This is a genomic window from Streptomyces sp. NPDC050528 (genome assembly GCF_044457795.1).
Lineage (GTDB): Bacteria > Actinomycetota > Actinomycetes > Streptomycetales > Streptomycetaceae > Streptomyces.
This window is the reverse complement of record NZ_JBITHH010000002.1, coordinates 616086-635263: the sequence shown is the minus strand read 5'-3', so window position 1 is coordinate 635263 and position 19178 is coordinate 616086. Positions and strand designations below refer to the sequence as shown.

Below are 19178 nucleotides of genomic sequence, written 5' to 3'. Positions count from 1 at the left end.
CCTTGTTCCACGGCTGCTAGGACGCCAGCGCGACCAGCCGGACGACGAGGTCGGTGAACGGCCCGTCGCCCGGCTCGTTCCGGAGCGACTCGCGCAGCAGCGCGGCCAGTTCGTCGTCGTACGCGGCGCTCACCGCCGCCAACGCCCCGAAGTCGTGCACGAGTTGGCGTTCCAGATCGGCGCGCGGGATGCGCCGGCCGTCCAGCCAGATCAGGGCGGTCGACTCGACCAGCGATATCCAGGAGCGAACCATCAACTCCAGCCGGGCGGGCGGCTGTTCGACCTTCATATGGGACAGGATCTGGAGATACGCGGCCTGCCGCACCCCGTCCACGAGCGCGTTGGTGGTGGACGAACCCACCGCCGGACCGCCGCGCATCAGCGCCGCGAAACCCGGCCCGTGGTCGTCCACGAAGTCGAAGAACCGGCCCATCACCCGCAGCAGCCGTCCCCCCAGCGAGCCCTCCTGGGCGACCACGAACCGTCCGGCCAGATCGTCCGAGGCGCGCTGCAACGCGGCCTCGTACAGGCTGAGTTTGCCGGGAAAGTAGTGGTAGACCAACGGCCGGGAAATGCCGGCGGCCGCGGCTATCTCGTCGATGGAGACCTCGTCGGGCGAGCGATGGCTGAAGAGGTCGAGAGCGACGCCGATCAACTGCTGTCGCCGTTCCTCGACTCCCATCCTGCGGCGAACCCCGGTACTCATGCGAACACCTTACCGATCGGAACCGGACCTCAACGGCCCGGTCCACCCAAGGTCGTTCACATGTCCAACACGATTCGCTCACCGCGGGCCCGGGATACACAGATCAGCATCGAGTCATCACGCTCCGCGTCGGTCAGCAGCTCGTCCCGGTGCTCCACCTCCCCTTCCAGGACCCGCTGTTGGCAGGTTCCGCAGAACCCCTGTTCGCAGGAGTAGAGCGTGTCGGGCAGCTCCGACCGTACGGCGGCCAGCACCGTGGAGTCGGCGGGCACGGTCAACGTCCGTCCGCTGCGCCGGAGTTCGACCTCGAAGGCGGCGTCGCCGCGGGTGTCGCCGCCCAACGGGGCCCGGGGCGCGAACCGTTCGAGCCGCACCTCCGGACACCGCTCCTCCATGGCCGCCATCAATCCCTCGGGCCCGCAGCAGTAGACGGCGGCACCCTCGGGCAACTCCGCGAGCAGCGCCCCGAGTTCGGGCCGCCGCCCGCTCACCACGGTGACCCGGCCCGCGCCGAACTCCGCCAACTCGCCTAGAAACGGCATCGAGTTCGGCGTACGGCCCACGTACACCAGCCGCCAGTCGACGCCCTCCGGCAGGGCCCGCAGCATCGGCAGCACCGGGGTGATCCCGATCCCGCCGACGACGAAGAGGTACGCGGGCGCGTTGACGAGCGGGAACCGATTCCGCGGCCCCCGCACCTCCAACTCCGCACCCACCCGCACCTGTTCGTGCACCTCGCGAGACCCGCCCCGCCCGTCCTCGACGAGCCGTGCGGCGACCGTGTACGACGAGGTGTCCGCCGGATCCCCGCACAACGAGTACTGCCGCACCAGCCCGGAAGGCAGCACCAGATCGATGTGCGCACCCGGTTCCCAGCGCGGCAAGTCCCGTCCGTCCAGGCGCAGTTGTACGACGCCTTCGGCCACCGTCTCCCGCGCGGCGACCGTCAGCCGCAGTGCCCGTGAGCGCGGCCGGCCGGAGATCGGCGGGTCCAGCGCGGGCAGCGGCCACAGCGGCGAGGCCCGCACCCGGCGCCGTAGCGCACGGCGGGTCAGCAGGGCGGCACCGGCCAGGGCGGCGACGGTGAGGGGCTTCGGCATCGGTACTACTCCGCCCTCTTCTCGGCGGCCACGGCGGCGGGGGAGGATGCGAGGTAGGCGACGGCCTGCTCGGTGCTGCCCTCCTGGGAGGGGTGGTAAGTGCGGCTCAGGTAGCGGGGTATGGACTTCAGCATGTCCCCGGTCGCGGGCAGGGTGCCGCGCCTTCCGGCGGCGTAGAAGTCCTTGAAGCTCGCGTGGGCGTCGACGAGGGTCGGGTCGTTCGCCATGAAGAAACGGGCCCCGCGCTGCCAGAGGAACATCAGGGCGGCGAACGCGGTCGCCCAGGTCCGGGCGCGGCGCCGGTAGCTGCCGTCGACGTGCGTGAAGAGGTCGAAGGCGACGGAGCGGTGCTCGACCTCCTCGGCGCCGTGCCAGCGCAGCAGGTCCAGCATGGTCGGATCGGCGCCGCGCCGGTCCAACTCCTCGGCGTTCAGCACCCAGTTGCCGAGGAACGCGGTGTAGTGCTCGATCGCCGCGATGATCGCGACCCGCTCCAGCAGCCACCACTTCCTGGCCTTGCCCGGGGGCAGCGTGCGGTCGCCGAGCAGCTTCTCGAAGAACCAGTCGACCTGCGCGGTGTACGGCGTCGGGTCGAGCCCCAACTCCTTGAGATGCGGGAGGACTTCGTCGTGCGCCTGGGAGTGCATCGCCTCCTGGCCGATGAACCCGATGACGTCCGCGCGCAGTTGTTCGTCCCGGATGAGGGGCAGCACCTGCTTGTACACATGCACGAACCACCGCTCACCGGCGGGCAGCAGCAGATGCAACACGTTGATCGTGTGCGTGGTGAAGGGGTCGCCGGGCACCCAGTGCAGTGGGGTGCCCTCCCAGGAGAAGGACACCTTTCGGGCCTTGAGCGGCGTGTTAGACATGGCGTCAATGTACTGACGGGTAAGTCCGCAGGGAAGCCTGATGCAGGGACTTGTTGACACAGATGTCAGCGAGGGGGGGCGATCAAGCGCCGGTCGAGGTCAGCACCCTAGGGGCGCGGGGAACTGCGCGACCAGCCACAACGCACCGCGGACAACAACGCACCCGCCCCCGCAGAGCCCTAGCGCAGGCCGGCGATCGTAGTGCCGTCGTCCAAGGTGCCCTTCAACTCGGCCTGAACCCCCTGCTTGGTCTTCACCGCAAGCAGCGCACCCCGAGCCGAACCATTCACCCCACCCGTCGCCGAGACCGCCTCCGTACCCTTACTCCCCGCAGCCAACAAGAACCAGTTCCCCGCCGCCGACTTCCACAGCACCCCGGCAAGAACATGCGGGTCACGAACCCCGCACGCCGGCACGCCCTGCGCCTTCGCCGCGACCGCGCCGTACGTGCCGCCCGGCGTACGGAACTGCGCCAGCACCCGCTCGCCCCCGCCCTGCCAGGTCTCGGCGCGGGTACACACCCAGTCCGCCGCACCGCTCGCGTCGGGCAGCGGCTGCTCGGCGAACTGCCAGGCGTTCACGGACCGCACGCCCAGCGAGCGCATCGCGCCGAGGGAGCAGGCGAACGGCGCCCAGGCGTGCTGGGTCGCCGAGCCGGAGACCTCGTGGGCCGAGCCGGGGCGGCCGGCGGTGAGGTGGGCCGGGACCAGTTCGCCGAGGTCGCTCATCAGGCGGGTGCCGGTGTCGTCGGTCAGCTGGAGCACGTTCCACGACGTGCACGCGCCGGTCGCCGTCGCGGGACTGGCCAGCGGCGAGGTGATCCCGTCGGTGAGGGTCATGGGCAGCGCGCCGGCGTTCGGCTTCTGGAGGTCGCGCTCGGCCGCCTTCTTCACCCAAGGGGCCGTCAGATAGCGGACGTTGCCGTCGGCGCGGTCCAGGACCACCGCGTCCGCCTCGGCCCCGGTCGCGCCGTCGACCCGCGCGAAGTCCAGCGCGGCGCCCTTCGTGCCGTCCTTCGGTTCGGCGTAACGGGCGATGCGCAGACCGTCGTAGAGGATCACCACGCGTGCGTTGTCGACCGTGCCGGCGTAGAGGAGTTGGGGCGGTCCGGCGGGGCCGCCGGAGGGGGTGCCGGGGGTGGCCGAGACCTGGACGGATTCGCCGGGGCGGGCCCAGACGGCGAGGGCGCGGCGGAGCAGGGCGGTGTCCTGGGTGAGGTCGCCGCGGGCGGGCCAGACGGAGAAGTCCTGGCGTGCGGAGGTCTCCCACGCGGTGGGCGCGATCCTCGTCAACCTGCCCGGGTTCAGGGCGGCTTGGGATGCCGGGTTCTGTGCGTACGCGGGTGCGGCGGCGCCGTCCGGGCCCCAGCCGTCGCCGGGCAGCGCGAGCAGCGCGCCGCACACGGCGACGGCCGCCGCGGCGGCGAGCGCGGCCTTGCCGTGCTGACGCCGGCGCATCAGGTCGGTGGGCCGTGCGTGCAGCGAACAGGGGTCGAACTCGGGGGAGTTGAGGAGGTCGTACTGCGCGGGCGTCCCGTCCGCCTCGCGCAGCGCCTCGTCCACCTCTTCCCCTTCTACGCCGGCCGCCGCGAGCACTCTGCGGACGTCGCCGTCGGGCAGCTGCTCCAGGCCACGCAGCACGTACACCGCGCGGGCCGGTCCGGACAGGGCCGACAGCCGCTGGTCCAGGGCGAGTTCGTCGGCGCCGCCCGAGCGCGGGAAGAGTCGCAGGCCCCACACCTGGGGGAGCAGCGGCGGGAGTTGGGAGCGCTTGGGCAACGCCCGGAACGACAGCGGGAGGCCGGCCTCCAGGGCCGTACGCACGACGGTGAGGCGGACGAAGGCGTAGCCGGGGTCGACGTCGCGGCCGGTGGACTGGGCCGGGATCACCGCCGCGGACGCGCGGCCTCTGGGCAGGGCGCGCTGGGTGAGAGCGTGCGCGGTCAGGACGCGCCGGTTGCGGCCGAGGCTCGGGGGGAGCACCAGATAGGCGAGCCGGACGAGCCGTGGATAGTGCTCGACGAGCGCGGCCTCGGCCTGTTCGACATCGACGACCGGGTCGGTGGGTGAAGCTGCGGGGCGCTTGGCGACATCCTGTGACTGCACGTTCAGCAAAACGAGCGAATGGTGAGTTGGTCACCGCCGCCCGGGGGACTCGGCGCTCGGGGCAGTCCTCGGGTCAGTCCTCGGGATCGACCAGCGCCCGCGCGTAGTTGGCCATCGACCGCTGGTAGCGCGGGAGATGGGGCGCGAGGGCGCCCAGCACGAGGGACAGGCCCTCGCGGTCGCGGCCGAGGCTGGACAGACACAGGGCGAGGCATGCGCGGACCGCGTCGTCCAACTCGTCCGAGGGGGCGTCGAGTTCGGGCGTGAGCAGCTTGACGCCCTCCTCCGCCTGCCCGATGTTCCGCAGGGAGCTGGAGAGTTGGATCTTCGCCCGGCGCCCCTTGTAGCCGCTGCTCTCGCTCAGCCCGCGCGCGAGTGCCTCCCGGTACAGCGGGACGGCCTTGTCGGAATGTCCGGTGGAGTCCCAGGCGCAGGCCCGCTCGAACGGCCGTAGCGGACTGCCGTCCGGCAGTTCGGCGACGAGCGCGTCGATCACGGCGCGGAAGTCGGCCGCCCGCTCCTCCGGATAGTCGTCGAAGGTCGCCCAGGCGGCGGTCGCACGGTCTTCCCAGCCCTGATCCACGTCTTGATCCATGGGCGTCACCCTCGCACACGCGTCCGGCCGGTGACCATGGATTTGAGCGCTGGGCGCTTCGGGGCCGTATCGGATGAGACGGCCCCTCGCCGGGGCGCGTCGCGGCATGCTTTTGTTGACCGGACGACCGGAGGAACGACAGATGAGGTTGACCCGACCGATGCTCGCGGTGGCCGGCGCCGCGGCGGCGCTGGCGCTGGTGGGGTGCGGTGCCGACACCAAGGCCGCGACCGTGCCGACGGAGGCCACCGGCAGCCTGGAGAGCCTGGCCGCCAAGGTGAAGTGCACACCCGACATCCAGACCGACGCCGACGAACTCCGGCAGGCCATCTGCAAGATGAGCTACGGCAAGTTCGTCCTCGCGACCTTCGCCACCGACCGCGGCCAGCGCGAGTGGATCAACGACGCGAAGGACTACGGCGGTTTCTACCTCGTCGGCCGCAAGTGGGTCGCCGTGGGCACGGACGCGATCGTCAAGAAGCTCCAGCTGACGCTCGGCGGCGACGAGGAGATCGGCACCGACCACTCGAAGCACACCAGCTGAACTTCCGTACGGACACACGAAAGCGGGCGGTGGGAGAAACCCACCGCCCGCTTCGTACTACTTACTGGGTCCTACTAGCACTTCTTGCCGGAGTTGATGCAGTTGGCGATCGTCGCCGCCAGGTTGTTCTTGGTGACGCTGATGAAGTCGTCGTGGTCCGTCGAAGCCTTGTGCAGCTGCTCCGGGAATCCGTCGACCGCGTAGGCGTTCTTCACCGTGCCGTCCGCCTGGATGGTGGGAGGCGTGATCTTGTAGACCAGGCGCATCGTCAGCTGCGGGATGGCCTTGAAGCCGTTCCCGCAGACACCGCTCGCCGGGTCCGCGAAGGCCACGTGCGTACGGTGGTTGGCGCTGTCGATGTTGACGCCGTCCCAGCAGCTCTGGAACGCGAAGGTGCGGACCACGTTGCTGCCCTGCGGGCAGATCGGGTACTGCTCCGTCAGCTGGACCTTGTTCTCGAAGCCGGTGCAGCTCCAGTGCGCGTTGGCGTTCGCCAGACCGTTGGTGAGGGTCTTGGCGTCACCGGTGATGATGCGCAGGAACTGCGGCATCGCGACGACCTTGCTGGCCGGCGAACCGACGTACTTGATCTGCGCCGACTGCGGCGTCAGGATCTTGCCGACGTTGCCTTCCAAGCCACCGCCCTGCGCGTTCGCGTCGAACTCCTTCGTGCCGTCCTGCACACGCACGACCGGCCAGTAGTAGGCCGAGAGGTCACTCTGGTTCTGGCAGCTGGAGGGGGCGGCCAGCAGCGAGTCGTTCGTGGAGAACGCGTTGACCTTCTGGTTGCCGACGTAGTCGTGCTCGTGGTGCGCGCCGTTGGTCACGCCGGGCGCCACGATGACGTTGTCGGTGTTGTGGTTCTTGTTCGCGTTGACACCGCACCTGGTGGTGAACGAACCGGTCGAAGCCTGGCCGCTTTTCTGCGGCTTCGCCAGCACGTTGTTCGCCACCTTCGTGATGTCCACGAAGTCGGCCGCCGTCGGGCCGTTGCCGGCCTGACCACCGTTGTTGGCGGGCGGCGCCGCGGAGGCACTCGCGCTCGCGCTCGGTGCGGCGGTGTTCTGACCGCCGTTGTTCTGGCCGCCGTTGTTGTTCTTGCCCCCGCCGTTGTTCTTGCCGCCGCCCGCCGTGGTCGTGTTGGTGGCGTTCTGCGTCGTGCAGGCCGCGAGCTGGGCCAGCGCCGTCGCGTTGACGGTGCCGCCCACTCGCTGGATGTCGATGCGAATGCGGTCGATCGTCGCGGCCCGCTTCTCCTTGAGGGGGCCGACGATCGCGTTCTGCACGAAGCTCGCGTCATTCGCCTGGGCCTGACGCGTCGACGCGAGCCGGGCGTAGGCCTCGGTGATCTGCTTGTCGAGGTTCGCCAGCTCGGTGGCGACACCCTGACGGGCCTTCTGCGGCACGTTCGTCAGCTGCTGGCCGACGTCCGGGCAGGCGATCGTGGCGACCTGCGCCGCGGCAGTGGCGGCCTTGGTCTCGTTCTGGCCCGAGTTGGACTCGTGCGCCGAAGCGTTCATCTGTGCCCAGAGCAGCCCGCCCCCACCGAGCGCTAGGGCAGCCGATGCGGCAATGGCCTTGGTGGCCAGCGGCGTACGGCGTTTACGATCATTGCGTCCCATGGAACTCCTCTGACTTCCTTGCGGGGCAGCGAGGCGCCCGACAGGAGTGAAGCGGCGCCCTTTGATACGCAGGGGGTCCCAGGAGTGTTCAGCCGTCTCAGAAACTGATGAGAGATTCTTGGGTAAGTCCCCTCCCAACTGCCCTTTAAACACCGGCAGTTGTGATCGACTCACAGCTAGTGCTCAGCGTCCCCGGTCCAAATAGGCCAATACCGCCAGCACGCGGCGATTGTCATCGTCCGAGACTTCCAGCCCCAGTTTGGCGAAAATATTGGACGTGTGCTTCCCGATCGCCCGTTCCGTGACGACGAGTTGCCCAGCGATCGCCGCGTTCGACCGCCCCTGCGCCATGAGTTCGAGCACCTCGACCTCCCGGGGCGTCAACCGCCCCAGCGGCCGGTCGTCGGCGGCCCGCCGCGCCAGCAACTGCTGGATGACCTGCGGATCCATCACCGTCCCACCCCCGGCCACCCTCCGCACGGCATCCACGAACTGCTCGGCGTCGAACACCCGGTCCTTCAGCAGATAACCCACCCCGCCGGTCCCGTCGGCGAGCAACTCCCGCGCGTACAACTGCTCCACGTACTGCGACAGCACGAGCACCGGCAGCCCCGGCCGCTCCCGCCGCGCCCGCAGCGCGCACTGCAGCCCCTCGTCGGTGTGCGTGGGCGGCAGCCGTACGTCGACCACGGCCACGTCGGGCGCCAACTCGGCCAGCGCCTTGGTGAGTTCGGGCCCGCTCTCCACCGCCGCGACGATCTCGAAGTCGTAGGCCTCCAACAGCCGCACCAGCCCGTCGCGCAGCAGGAACAGGTCTTCGGCTAGGACAACACGCACGGAATCTCCATGGTCACCATGGTGGGACCGCCCGCGGGACTGCTGACGGCCAGGACGCCGTCGAATGTACCCAGTCGCCGCTCGACCCCGGAGAGTCCCGACCCCGCCCCGACCACGGCACCACCCCGCCCGTTGTCGGTGACGGAGACCTTCAACGCCCCCTCCGCGTACCGCATGTCGACCCAGATCCGATCGGCACCGGAGTGCTTGACGGCGTTGGTGAGCACCTCGCTGACGGCGAAATACGCGGCCGACTCGACGGGCGCGTCGGCCCGCCCATCCCCGAGCTCCGCCGACACCTCGGTCGGCACCGGCATCCGCAACGCCAACGCCCGTACGGCATCGGCGAGTCCACGCTCCGCCAGCACCGGCGGATGAATCCCCCGCACCAGATCCCGCAGCTCGTCGAGAGCCTCGGCGGAGGACTGCCGGGCCCGGGCGAGCAACTCCCGTGCCTTGGCGGGGTTCTTCTCCAACAGCGCCTCGATGGTGCCGAGATCCATCCCCATGGCGACCAGCCGGGCCTGCGCCCCGTCATGCAGATCGCGCTCGATCCGCCGCAACTCGGCGGCGGACCCGTCCACCGCGTCCCGCCGGGTCTCGGTCAACACCCGTACGCGCTCGGCGAGTTGACCTTGCCCGGGGGCGAGCAGCGCCCGGGTCAGCAGAAAGTGCACGCGGAGGAGGGGAACGGCGAGGAAGAAGGAGGCAACGAGAATCCCGACCCCCAGAAGCCCCGCGAGCAGCGCACTGCCCTGCCCACTCACCGGCACGAACCCGTACCACCACCCGACATACGTCCCGTCCGTGAACACTCGCCACAACCCGAACGCCAACGCAAAGCCCTCCAACGGATAGAAGACCAGCACGGCGGGCAGCAAGGCGGTCACGAACCCGGCCACCATGTCGACGGGCAGCCACAGGAGATCCCGCCAGGTGGCGGGATCACCGAGCAGGCGGAAGGTCCGGGTCCAGGGCCGCGCACCCGGCGGGACCGCCCGATAGGCAGGCGGAATCCGCACCCCACACCACTCCGCGCCTAGCAACCGCCGCCGATCCGCCTGCGCCCGCACCCCGGCCAGCACCCAGGGCGTGGTGACCAGCCCAACCCCGAACGGCACAAGCACAAGAGACACGACACTGAGGACAAAAAGGGCGAGCGACCCCCCAAGCGAGACAACCGCGAGCCCAAGCCCACGCACCCCGGCAACCAGGACAACACGGGCCCGCTCACGATTCGTTTCCATGCACCCAGTCTCACCGAGCACCGAGCCCAGGTCACGGGCCCTGGGCCACCGTGATGGGGGTGTCGCCAGCAACACCGGCCAGCTGCGGGTTTTTAGGGGCGCGGGGCTGTGTCGATTTGCGGCTCCGCCGCGTGGGCGCGACCAGCCCCCACGCGCCCGCACTGATCAACGCACGGTCGGCGGCGTGTACTTGTACCCCACCCGTCGCACCGTCTGGATCGCCTTCCGATGCTCGACCCCCAGCTTGCGCCGCAGCCGCGCGATGTGGACGTCGACGGTACGACCGTCGCCCACATGCCCGTAGCCCCACACCGTGGTGACCAACTGGTCGCGGGTGTGCACCCGGTTGGGGTGCGCGACGAGATGGGCGAGGAGCTCGAACTCCAGGTACGTCAGGTCGAGTTCCGCCCCGTTCAGCTGCGCGGTCCGCTGCACGGTGTCGATGCGGACGAGCGGTTCGGCCTCGGCGGGGAGGGGCGGCGGGACCGGGTCGGCGGTCCGGGCGAGGTGCGGGCTGTCGGCCGGGATGAGCACGAGGTACCCGACCATCGGCGGCTGCCCCGGCAGCGTGGGCAGCGTGTGTGGCGGCGCGGGCAGCCAGGTGGCACCCGGCGGCAGGAACTCCGCCACGTCGATCACCTCGTCCCGGTCCACGGCACGCAGATGATGCCGTGGAGCGTTCGGAGCGGGGGTGTCGAGCGGGGCGGAGGGGAGAGCGGGGAGGGAACGGATGATCGCCATGAGAAGTCAGCTCTTTCGCGCGAGAGGTTCGTCGAGGGGACGTACGTCGAGTCGCGCAGGCCGGAGGCCGAGGGTGGTACGGCTTTAGAGGGCCGGCGCGTTCATCGCGCGACAACACACCCGGTCGAAGTCATGGTGCTGACGGGAAGGCCAGAAGGGCTCGAGGTCATGGCGACCCGTCGCTCCGCACTTCTGGTAGTTGCCCATGCGCCCATTGAAGCAGACACACGCCCGCAACAGGACCCTCCTCTCACAGCTTGGACGCCCCCTTGGCGGGAAATTGACGTCCGGCCCCTCAGCCCACCAGCCGTTTGCGCCAGGTCAGCGGCACGACGTCGATCGCCTTGTCCGGATCGCCGTTCCAGGCGGCGGACAGCCCGGCGGAGCGCAGCGCGGCCAGCACCTCGTGCCCGACGGCCGCGGTGGTCTCGGCCGAGCCGTCGAACCCGCCGTAGTGCAGCGCGAGGCCGTACCCCTCGGCGGCGTGCTCGGTGACCTGCTGGTGGAAGAAGACGAACCCGCGGGCGCCCTCGCGTTCGGCGGCTATCTCCGCGAGGCCGCAGCCCCGGCAGCAGGCGAAGTTCTCCCGGGCGGTGATGCCGCTCGCGTCCAGCGCCGCGAAGGCGCGGCTGAGCAGCTCCGGCTCGGTGACGCCCGCCCAGTCCGCCTGCTCGGCCACGCGCTCCAGCCACAGCCGGTCCACCAGCCGCGCCGCCTGCGCCCGCGACACCGGCCGCTCGTCGCCGTCGGCCGGCCACTCCTCGGCGATCTCGGTCAGCACCTTCCGGTCGTCGTAGCCGCAGCGCAGCCGGACCCGGACCCGCTCCTCGACCTTCTCGCGCACCTCGTCCGGCAGTTCGGGCACCTCCTCCCGAGGCCCCAGGTCGACCGGCTCCCACGCGACACCCGCGTCCCACCCGGCCGTCTGCCGTGCCCAGCCGGTCAGCAGCTCGGCCGCCCGGTCCGCGCCGTCCAGGTTCGTGCCGTAGAACTCGGCCTCGCTCAGCCGGTGTTCCAGCCGGTAGTCCCCGCCCTCCTCGTGCCACACCTGCGCGAACACGTCGGGGAGGTCCGGTATCCGCTGCGCGATCAGGAAACGGTCGCCCGCGCCGCCGATCCGCGCCACCAGTTCCCGCAGCCGTGGCGCCGAAATGCGCGTGTGCGTCTGCCAGTTCTCCGTCTCGACCTTGATGTCGAGACCCCCGTCGATCTCCATGTCCCCCACCATGGCACGCGCCACTGACAACGCGAGGAGGCGCCCACCGCGACGGTGGACGCCTCCTCGTACAAGCAGGGGTGGATCAGACCTGGCCGGCCTTCTCCAGGGCGGCGCAGCAGGTGTCGACGATCAGCCGGGTCACCAGGTACGGGTCGACGTTCGCGTTCGGACGGCGGTCCTCGATGTAGCCCTTGCCGTCCTTCTCGACCTGCCACGGGATACGGACCGAGGCGCCGCGGTTGGAGACGCCGTAGGAGTACTCGTTCCACGGGGCGGTCTCGTGCAGGCCCGTCAGGCGGTCGTCGATGCCGGCGCCGTAGTGCTTGACGTGGTCGAGGGGCTTGGAGCCCTCGCCGAGGGACTCGCACGCGGTGATGATCGCGTCGTAGCCCTCGCGCATCGCCTTCGTGGAGAAGTTGGTGTGCGCGCCCGCGCCGTTCCAGTCGCCCTTGACCGGCTTGGGGTCGAGGGTCGCGGAGATGCCGAAGTCCTCGGCGGTGCGGTAGAGCAGCCAGCGGGCGATCCACAGGTGGTCGGAGACCTCCAGCGGGGAGACCGGGCCGACCTGGAACTCCCACTGGCCGGGCATGACCTCGGCGTTGATGCCGGAGATCGCGAGACCGGCCTTCAGGCAGTTCTCCAGGTGGGCCTCGACGATCTCGCGGCCGAAGATCTCGTCGGCGCCGACACCGCAGTAGTAGCCGCCCTGGGGCGCGGGGAAGCCGCCCTCGGGGAAGCCGAGCGGACGGGCGCCGTCGAAGAAGGTGTACTCCTGCTCGATGCCGAAGATGGGCTCCTGCGAGCCGTACTTCTCGACGACCTCGACGAGCGCGGCACGCGTGTTGGACTCGTGCGGCGTCATGTCGATCTCGAGGACCTCGCACATGACGAGGATGTCGTCGCCGCCGCGGATCGGGTCCGGGAAGCTGGCGACCGGCTTGAGCACGCGGTCCGAGGAGTGCCCCTCGGCCTGGTTCGTGGACGACCCGTCGAAGCCCCAGATCGGGAGCTCCGCACCCTTGGCGTCGTCGGCCAGAATCTTCGTCTTGGAACGGAGCTTGGCCGTCGGCTGGGTGCCGTCGATCCAGATGTACTCAGCCTTGAAGGTCACGGGCCACATCCTTCGGGGGTGGGTCATTCGTCGCACTTGCGGGTGCTGCGGCGCAGCGGCACTGGAGCGCCGCGATTCATGCCGGGCAGCCTGTCAACATGCGATTTCCCGATCATTGCTCAAGTGTGAACCCCGTGTTACCTGGTGCCGCTGTGTCCCGATTCACGTGCGCCGCGCACGGCGCACCCGGGGACCGCTGTGAACCCGCTGTTCGCACTCGCAGACGGGGGCCGCCGTACGGCTCGTATGCGATGGGGTTAGCCCTCGGCGGCGGCCGCGCGGACCCCGCCCAGGAAGCTCCGGATCGCCGCCAGCTCCCGGTCGTCGTAGCCCTGGAGCAGTTCTACGGCACTCCCGATGAGCGGACCGAAGAAAGCCTGCCCTAGCGCGACCGCCCGCTGGTCCACTTCGACCACGACCTTGCGCCGGTCCCCCTCGCTCCGCACCCGCCGCACCTGCCCGGCCCGCTCCAGCCGGTCGACCAGGGCGGTGGTGCCCGCCGAGTTGAGCCCGAGCGTGCCGCCGAGCCGCCCGGTCGTCATCTCCTCGCCGGCCCGGGCCGCGTCCATGAGGGCGATCAGGGCGCGTACGTCCGTGGGGTGCATGCCGTTCTGGTTCGCGAACCTGGCGCTGTGCAGGCCGAGTTCGACCGCGACGGCTCGCAGGAGATGCACGATCTCCATCTCCGGTCCGGGGTCCGCCTTCTGGTTCCGCACGCTCGCCTCCGGCTATCATCTCGCTCACCGAGTATCTCGCTCAGCGAGATAATAACGGAGGTGGCTGACCGTGGGAACACGGAGTACGTACGACCCCGACCGCTTCGCGTCCGCCTACGACAAGGTCATGGCGAAGTGGCCCGCGGACCGGGAGGCGGTGACCGTCCCGACGCCGTTCGGGGAGACGTACGTCAATGTGTGCGGGCCCGTCGACGGCCGCCCGCTCGTGCTGCTGCCGGGCGGCGGGGGAGCGACCTCGGCGTCCTGGTACGCCCAGGCCGCTCAACTCGCCCTCACCCGGCGCCTCTACGCCGTCGATCTGATCGGCGCCCCGGGCCGCAGCGTTCCGGTGGTCGGCCGGCGGCCGCGCACGGTGGCCGATCTGGTGGCCTGGCTGGACGCGGTGCTCGACGGGCTGGGGGCGTCGGTCGTGGACCTCGGCGGGCATTCGTACGGTGGCTGGATCGCGCTGCACTACGCACTGAGCGCGCCCGCCCGCGTACGCCGTCTGTTCCTCCTCGACCCGACCCAGTGCTTCGCCGGGTTCGAGACGGCGTACCTGCTGCACGCGCTGCCGATGCTGCTCCGGCCCACCCCGCGCCGCGTCCGCGCGTTCCTGGAATGGGAGACCGGAGGGGTGCCGCTGGACCCCGACTGGCTGCGCCTCCAGGAGGCGGGCGCGGGGTTCCCGTCCGTGAAACCGGTGACCGGTCCCCGCCCGGCGCCCGAGGCGCTGCGCGGACTGAACGCGTCGGTCCTGCTGCTTCTGGCCGGAAACAGCAGGACCCATGACACGCACCTGGTGGCGGCCCGGGCGGGCGGTCTGCTGCCGCGCGTCGAGACGGACATCCTCCCGGACGTCTCGCATCACGCGCTGCCGCATGCCGCGCCGGAGCGACTGGGCCGTCACCTCACCGGGTTTCTCGGATCGTGAGCGTCACCCCACTTTCTGGATCAGAGCACGGCGGATGAGGAACTTGCCGGGCTCACGGACCTGTTCGAAGGCCGCGTTGTTCAGCAGGACACAGCTGCCGGAGACCGAAGTCACCTTCACCGTCGTGGACTTGTTGTTGTCCAGGTTGGTGACCTTCAGCGTCGTACCCGCCGGGAACTGGTTGCTGGACGCGGCCGGCGCACCGGCCTCGCCGGAGAGCGTGACGGTCGAGCCGTTGCAGACCTGGCTGCCCGCGGCGGCGGCACCGCCACCGGTGTTGCCCGCCGGGGGAGTCGCCGCCTTGGTCGGAGTGGTAGCCGCGGGCGCCGACTGCGCCGGCTGCGTGGCCTGGGAGTCCTGAGCCGACTCCCCAACCGCACAACCGGACGCCTTCTGCTGCACCTTGATCTGCGCGATGACCGCTTCGCGGTTGGCGATCCGCGCGTTCGACTGGGCGTCGGGCGCGGCGCGTTGACCGTCGATGAACTTCTGGTTGTTGCCGAGAGCGGTGGCGAGCCCCTGGCAGACCGTCGAGTTCGCGGCCGACAGCGTCTTGGCGTTCTGCGCGGTCGACTGCGACGCGTTCGACGTGGTGGCCAGAGCGAAGGCCCCGCCGCCCGCGACCGCGGCGGCGGTGACCAGCAGCGCCAGTTTCTTCTTCGTACTGGCAGTTCTCCTGCGCGACATGCGCGTCTCCTGTGGGGTAGGGGAGCGTACGTCGCTATGTACGGCGGGCCGAACGATGTAACTCAGTGGACACAGGAGTCACATAAGTGACGTGCGTCACAAGGGGGTTGAGGTTCGATGCGCGGCCGGTTCAGCGCGCGGCCCGGTCCCACTCGGCCAGGAACGACCCGACGGTGCGCATGTACGCCTCCCGGTCCTCCCACATCGCCATGTGCGCGCTGTGCGGGAACTCGACCCGCTCGGTGAAGGGAAGCCCCTGCTCCAGCGTGTCCGTGCACTCCACGGCGAACTCGTCGTAACGCCCGCGCGTCAGCAGGACCGGCTTCCGGATCCGGCGCAGCTTCGAAGTCCGGTCCCAGGAAGCGAGGTTGCCGGTCATCACGAACTCGTTCGGACCGTTCATCGTGGCGTACACCTGGTTGCCGTCGACGTTCGCGGCACTGCGCAACAGGGCTTCGGGGTACGGGTCGAGACGGCAGAAGAAGTTCGCGTAGAAGACGTTCACTGCGTCCAGGTACTCGGGCGCGGTGTAGTCGCCCTTCGCCTCGTACTCGTCGAGGACGCGCTGCACGTCGGCCGGCAGCTGCGTGCGCAACTCCCGCGTACCCGCGACGAATTGGGGCGCGCTCGACCCCGTACTGGCCAGCACGACCGCGCTCACCTCGCGCGGCTGACGCAACAGGTACTCGATGGCGAGCCAGCCGCCCCAGGAGTGCCCGTACAGGTGGTACCGCCGCAGCCCCAACGCCCGCCGGACCGCCTCCAGTTCGGCGACGAACCGGTCGACCACCCACAGCGCCGGGTTGTCCGGCTTCTCCGAACGCCCGCACCCCAGCTGGTCGTAGAACACGACGGACCGGTCCACGGCCAGGTCGCCGAGGGACTCCAGATAGTCGTGCCCGGCCCCGGGCCCGCCGTGCAGCACCAGCAGCGGCGGACGCGACCCGCTGCCGACGACATTCACCCAGACCCGGCCACCGGGCACGTCGACATACCGTTCACCTGGCCGGAGTCGGGACGAGCCGGCGCCGCCGCCCCGTCCCGGAGCTATGACAGGAACGAAGCCGCCGGCGGTGAGGGCGCCGGTCGACTTGAGAACACTGCGACGGTCGATCATGGGGGGAACTCTCCGCTCTCGTGCGAGACTTGAAGATGCCGAGGCAACCCTCTATCACGCAGAAACGAACGGACATCGGCCACTTGACCTACTCGGCGGCCGACCCCGACTCCGATCCCTACTCCGACTCCGAGCCCGGCTTCCGGGACAGCGCGTCCCGTACGGCCTCGTCACTGCGGGCGACCACCGCCGTACCGTCCTCCGCGGTGATGATCGGCCGCTGGATCAGCTTGGGATGCGCGGCCAGCGCCGCCACCCACCGCTCCCGCGAACTCGCGTCCCGCGCCCACGACTTGAGCCCCAACTCCTTCGCCACGGCCTCCTGGGTCCGCGTGATGTCCCACGGTTCGAGCCCGAGCCGCTCCAGTACGTCCCTGATCTCGCCCTCGCTCGGTACGTCCTCCAGATAGCGGCGGACGGTGTACTCGGCCCCTTCGGCGTCGAGCAGACTGACGGCACTGCGGCACTTGGAACAGGCCGGGTTGATCCAGATCTCCATGGCGTTCACGTTATGCGAGAGGTGCCCGGTCCGGCCCGGTGAGCGGCTTGGTGGCGCGGACGAGGGCGGAGTGCATGCCGTCGGCGACGGGGTGCGTGGGCGTGATCCCGACGTCCGTGAACCCGGCTGCTTCGAGGCCTTCCCGGTACTCCGTGAAGGACAGGGCGCCGGCGATGCAGCCGACGTAGTCACCGCGTTCGGCGCGCTGCCCGGGGGTGAGCGCGTCGTCGGCGACGACGTCCGAGACGCCCAGCCGCCCGCCGGGCCGCAGGACGCGGAAGGTCTCGGCGAAGACGGCCTGCTTGTCGACGGACAGGTTGATCACGCAGTTGGAGATCACGACGTCGACGGCGTGCGCGGGGAGGGGGATGGCCTCGATGGTGCCCTTGAGGAACTCGACGTTGGTCGCACCCGCCTTCTCGGCGTTGGCCAGGGCGAGTTGGAGCATCTCGTCGGTCATGTCGAGCCCGTACGCCCGGCCGGTGGGGCCGACGCGGCGCGCGGAGAGCAGGACGTCGATGCCGCCGCCGGAGCCGAGGTCGAGGACGCGTTCGCCCTCCCGGAGTTCGGCGACGGCGGTGGGGTTGCCGCAGCCGAGGGAGGCGGCCACGGCCTCGGCGGGCAGGGTGCCCCGTTCGTCGGCGGTGTAGAGGGAGGAACCGAAGGTGTCGTCGACCTCGATCGGCTGCGGCCCGCAACAGCCGGTGCCGCCCTCGGTGACCTCGACGGCCGCGGCGGCGTAGCGACGCCGGACGGCTTCGCGCAGGTCGGTGGAGTGCTCGCTCATGTCTGCCTCCTGTATTGACGTTCTTCGATACAGCATTGCGCCCTGAATCGAAGAATGTCAACATAGAAGAATGTCGAAACAAGAGCTTGAGGTGATCGGTCGGGGCGGGGACCCGGCTGACCCGGCCGGTTCCTGCTGCGGCGGACTGGTGTCCGCACCGCTGGCTGACGAGCGCGCGACGGAACTGGCCAAGGTTTTCAAGGCACTTGGGGACCCGGTCCGTCTCCGCCTGATGTCGATGATCGCCGCACGCGGCCAGGGCGGTGAGGTGTGCGTGTGCGAGCTGACGCCCGCCTTCGACCTGGCCCAGCCGACGATCTCCCACCACCTCAAACTGCTGCGCCAGGCCGGACTGATCGACTGCGAGCGCCGCGGCACATGGGTGTACTACTGGGTCCTGCCCGACGCCCTGGACCGCCTCGCCGGCTTCCTGACCGTCCCGCGGACCGCCGTGACGCCGGCGTGAGCGTCTCCCTCGGCCGCCGCGCCGCCGCCGAGGCGCTCGGGACCGGTCTGCTGGTCGCCGTCGTGGTCGGCTCCGGGATCCAGGCCACCGAACTGACCCACGACGTCGGTCTACGACTGCTGGCCAATTGCCTCGCCACCGTCCTCGGCCTGGGCGCGCTGATCACCCTGCTCGGGCCGGTCTCCGGCGCCCACCTCAACCCGGCCGTCACCCTGGCGGCCTGGTGCGCGGGCCGCCGTACCGGTACCGGACCGTCCCTGCGGGACGTCGCCGTGTACGTTCCCGCGCAGGTGGCCGGAGCGATCGGCGGCGCGGTCGTGGCCGACGCCATGTTCGCGAAGCCGCTGCTGGAGTTCTCGGCCCACGACCGGTTCGCCGGACACCTGTGGCTGGGCGAGGTCGTCGCCACGGCCGGGCTGATTCTCCTGGTCCTCGGACTGGAACGCACCGGCCGCACCCATCTCGCCCCGGCAGCCGTCGCCTCCTACATCGGCGCGGCCTACTGGTTCACGTCCTCCACCTCGTTCGCGAACCCCGCGGTGACGGTGGGCCGCGCCTTCTCCGACACCTTCGCCGGAATCGCCCCCACGTCCGTCCTCCCGTTCGTCGCGGCCCAACTGACGGGCGCGGCCCTCGGATTGACCACCGCAGTACTGCTCTACGGCCGTCCCGCACCGGTCGGTGACACGGCCGCGGTCCCGCAACTCGCCTCTTCCTGACCGCCCTTCGCCGACAAGGACTCTCCCCGTGCCCTCGACCGCCCCGCGCCCGTCCGTCCTGTTCGTCTGTGTCCACAACGCCGGCCGCTCCCAGATGGCCGCCGCCTTTCTCGCGCACCTCGCGGGCGACCGAGTCGAGGTCCGTTCCGCCGGATCGGCCCCCGCCGACCAGGTGAACCCCGCGGTCGTCGAGGCGATGGCCGAGGTCGGTATCGACATCGCGGCCGAGACCCCGAAGATCCTCACCACCGAGGCCGTCCAGGCGTCCGACGTGGTGATCACCATGGGGTGCGGTGACGCCTGCCCGGTCTTCCCCGGCAAGACCTATCTCGACTGGCGGCTCGACGACCCCGCGGGGCAGGGCGTCGAGGCGGTCCGGCCGATCCGGGACGCGATCGAGGGGTATGTGCGGGGGCTGGTCTCGGACGTACTGCCGGCTTGAGGGCTGGATCGCGGTATCGGGCGGCACCCGCTCTGTTCGAATTTGATGCCGCCTCACACACACCTCCCGGAGCTTGCGTGACACGGTGGCAATATCCTTGCCCACCAGGGGA

General features: G+C 70.2%; 21 protein-coding genes. 5 read left to right on the top strand and 16 right to left on the bottom strand.

Annotated features, from left to right (window positions below; genetic code table 11):
- Positions 1–16: 16 nt before the first annotated feature.
- From ACIBK4_RS10190 to ACIBK4_RS10170, 5 genes are all read right to left on the bottom strand, one after another.
- On the bottom strand, positions 17–706 hold the full coding sequence (locus ACIBK4_RS10190) for a TetR/AcrR family transcriptional regulator (protein WP_366434990.1): 690 nt from the start codon (positions 704–706) through the stop codon (positions 17–19).
- Positions 707–762: 56 nt separating this feature from the next.
- Entirely contained in the window at positions 763–1806 is a 1044-nt protein-coding gene (locus tag ACIBK4_RS10185) for a PDR/VanB family oxidoreductase (RefSeq protein ID WP_398993944.1), read from the bottom strand.
- Between the two features lie 5 nt (positions 1807–1811).
- Complete coding sequence (locus tag ACIBK4_RS10180; RefSeq protein WP_398993942.1) at positions 1812–2678, bottom strand: metal-dependent hydrolase; 867 nt, start codon at positions 2676–2678, stop codon at positions 1812–1814.
- Positions 2679–2857: 179 nt separating this feature from the next.
- Entirely contained in the window at positions 2858–4783 is a 1926-nt protein-coding gene (locus ACIBK4_RS10175; RefSeq protein ID WP_398993940.1) for a hypothetical protein, read from the bottom strand.
- 73 nt (positions 4784–4856) lie between these two features.
- Positions 4857–5378: a tetratricopeptide repeat protein gene (locus ACIBK4_RS10170; protein WP_398993938.1), complete on the bottom strand. Its 522-nt coding sequence runs from the start codon at positions 5376–5378 to the stop codon at positions 4857–4859.
- A gap of 142 nt (positions 5379–5520) precedes the next feature.
- On the opposite strand from ACIBK4_RS10170, the gene ACIBK4_RS10165 reads away from it, so the two are divergent.
- Positions 5521–5922, top strand: a complete 402-nt coding sequence (locus tag ACIBK4_RS10165; protein WP_398993936.1) for a hypothetical protein — start codon at positions 5521–5523, stop codon at positions 5920–5922.
- Positions 5923–5996: 74 nt separating this feature from the next.
- Here ACIBK4_RS10165 and ACIBK4_RS10160 read toward each other — a convergent pair whose 3' ends face one another.
- The 7 genes from ACIBK4_RS10160 to ACIBK4_RS10130 form a co-directional block, all read right to left on the bottom strand.
- A complete protein-coding gene (locus ACIBK4_RS10160; protein WP_398993934.1) occupies positions 5997–7544 on the bottom strand; it encodes a DUF1996 domain-containing protein in 1548 nt (515 codons plus the stop codon).
- 183 nt (positions 7545–7727) lie between these two features.
- Positions 7728–8381 carry a LuxR C-terminal-related transcriptional regulator gene (locus ACIBK4_RS10155; protein WP_398993932.1) on the bottom strand — a complete coding sequence of 218 codons (654 nt, stop codon included), beginning with the start codon at positions 8379–8381 and terminating at the stop codon, positions 7728–7730.
- Positions 8366–9628, bottom strand: a complete 1263-nt coding sequence (locus tag ACIBK4_RS10150; protein ID WP_398993930.1) for a sensor histidine kinase — start codon at positions 9626–9628, stop codon at positions 8366–8368. The genes ACIBK4_RS10155 and ACIBK4_RS10150 overlap by 16 nt, the downstream gene beginning before the upstream one ends.
- Positions 9629–9793: 165 nt before the next feature.
- Positions 9794–10369, bottom strand: coding sequence for a winged helix-turn-helix domain-containing protein (locus ACIBK4_RS10145; RefSeq protein ID WP_398993928.1), 576 nt, complete (start codon positions 10367–10369; stop codon positions 9794–9796).
- Between the two features lie 295 nt (positions 10370–10664).
- Positions 10665–11585: a DUF6891 domain-containing protein gene (locus ACIBK4_RS10140; RefSeq protein ID WP_398993926.1), complete on the bottom strand. Its 921-nt coding sequence runs from the start codon at positions 11583–11585 to the stop codon at positions 10665–10667.
- An 85-nt stretch (positions 11586–11670) separates the two neighbouring features.
- On the bottom strand, positions 11671–12699 hold the full coding sequence (gene glnII, locus ACIBK4_RS10135) for a glutamine synthetase (RefSeq protein WP_398993924.1): 1029 nt from the start codon (positions 12697–12699) through the stop codon (positions 11671–11673).
- A gap of 257 nt (positions 12700–12956) precedes the next feature.
- A complete protein-coding gene (locus ACIBK4_RS10130; RefSeq protein WP_398994396.1) occupies positions 12957–13382 on the bottom strand; it encodes a MarR family winged helix-turn-helix transcriptional regulator in 426 nt (141 codons plus the stop codon).
- Between the two features lie 160 nt (positions 13383–13542).
- Between ACIBK4_RS10130 and ACIBK4_RS10125 the strand changes: the two genes are divergently transcribed.
- Positions 13543–14349, top strand: a complete 807-nt coding sequence (locus ACIBK4_RS10125; protein WP_398994395.1) for an alpha/beta fold hydrolase — start codon at positions 13543–13545, stop codon at positions 14347–14349.
- Positions 14350–14352: 3 nt separating this feature from the next.
- On the opposite strand, the gene ACIBK4_RS10120 is transcribed toward ACIBK4_RS10125, so the two are convergent.
- The 4 genes from ACIBK4_RS10120 to arsM form a co-directional block, all read right to left on the bottom strand.
- Positions 14353–15036 (bottom strand): hypothetical protein, encoded by a 684-nt coding sequence (locus ACIBK4_RS10120; protein ID WP_398993922.1) that lies wholly within the window; start codon positions 15034–15036, stop codon positions 14353–14355.
- Between the two features lie 130 nt (positions 15037–15166).
- A complete protein-coding gene (locus ACIBK4_RS10115; protein WP_398993920.1) occupies positions 15167–16153 on the bottom strand; it encodes a proline iminopeptidase-family hydrolase in 987 nt (328 codons plus the stop codon).
- Between the two features lie 118 nt (positions 16154–16271).
- Positions 16272–16652 (bottom strand): arsenate reductase family protein, encoded by a 381-nt coding sequence (locus tag ACIBK4_RS10110; protein WP_398993918.1) that lies wholly within the window; start codon positions 16650–16652, stop codon positions 16272–16274.
- A gap of 10 nt (positions 16653–16662) precedes the next feature.
- Complete coding sequence (gene arsM / locus ACIBK4_RS10105) at positions 16663–17439, bottom strand: arsenite methyltransferase (RefSeq protein WP_398993916.1); 777 nt, start codon at positions 17437–17439, stop codon at positions 16663–16665.
- A gap of 70 nt (positions 17440–17509) precedes the next feature.
- On the opposite strand from arsM, the gene ACIBK4_RS10100 reads away from it, so the two are divergent.
- Genes ACIBK4_RS10100 through ACIBK4_RS10090 form a run of 3 tightly spaced genes read left to right on the top strand, consistent with a single transcriptional unit; the run spans position 17510 to position 19066 of the window.
- Entirely contained in the window at positions 17510–17905 is a 396-nt protein-coding gene (locus ACIBK4_RS10100) for an ArsR/SmtB family transcription factor (protein WP_398993914.1), read from the top strand.
- Complete coding sequence (locus ACIBK4_RS10095) at positions 17902–18624, top strand: aquaporin (RefSeq protein ID WP_398993912.1); 723 nt, start codon at positions 17902–17904, stop codon at positions 18622–18624. Before ACIBK4_RS10100 ends, ACIBK4_RS10095 begins: the two co-directional genes overlap by 4 nt.
- A 28-nt stretch (positions 18625–18652) precedes the next feature.
- Complete coding sequence (locus tag ACIBK4_RS10090; RefSeq protein ID WP_398993910.1) at positions 18653–19066, top strand: arsenate reductase ArsC; 414 nt, start codon at positions 18653–18655, stop codon at positions 19064–19066.
- The last annotated feature ends 112 nt before the right edge of the window (positions 19067–19178 follow it).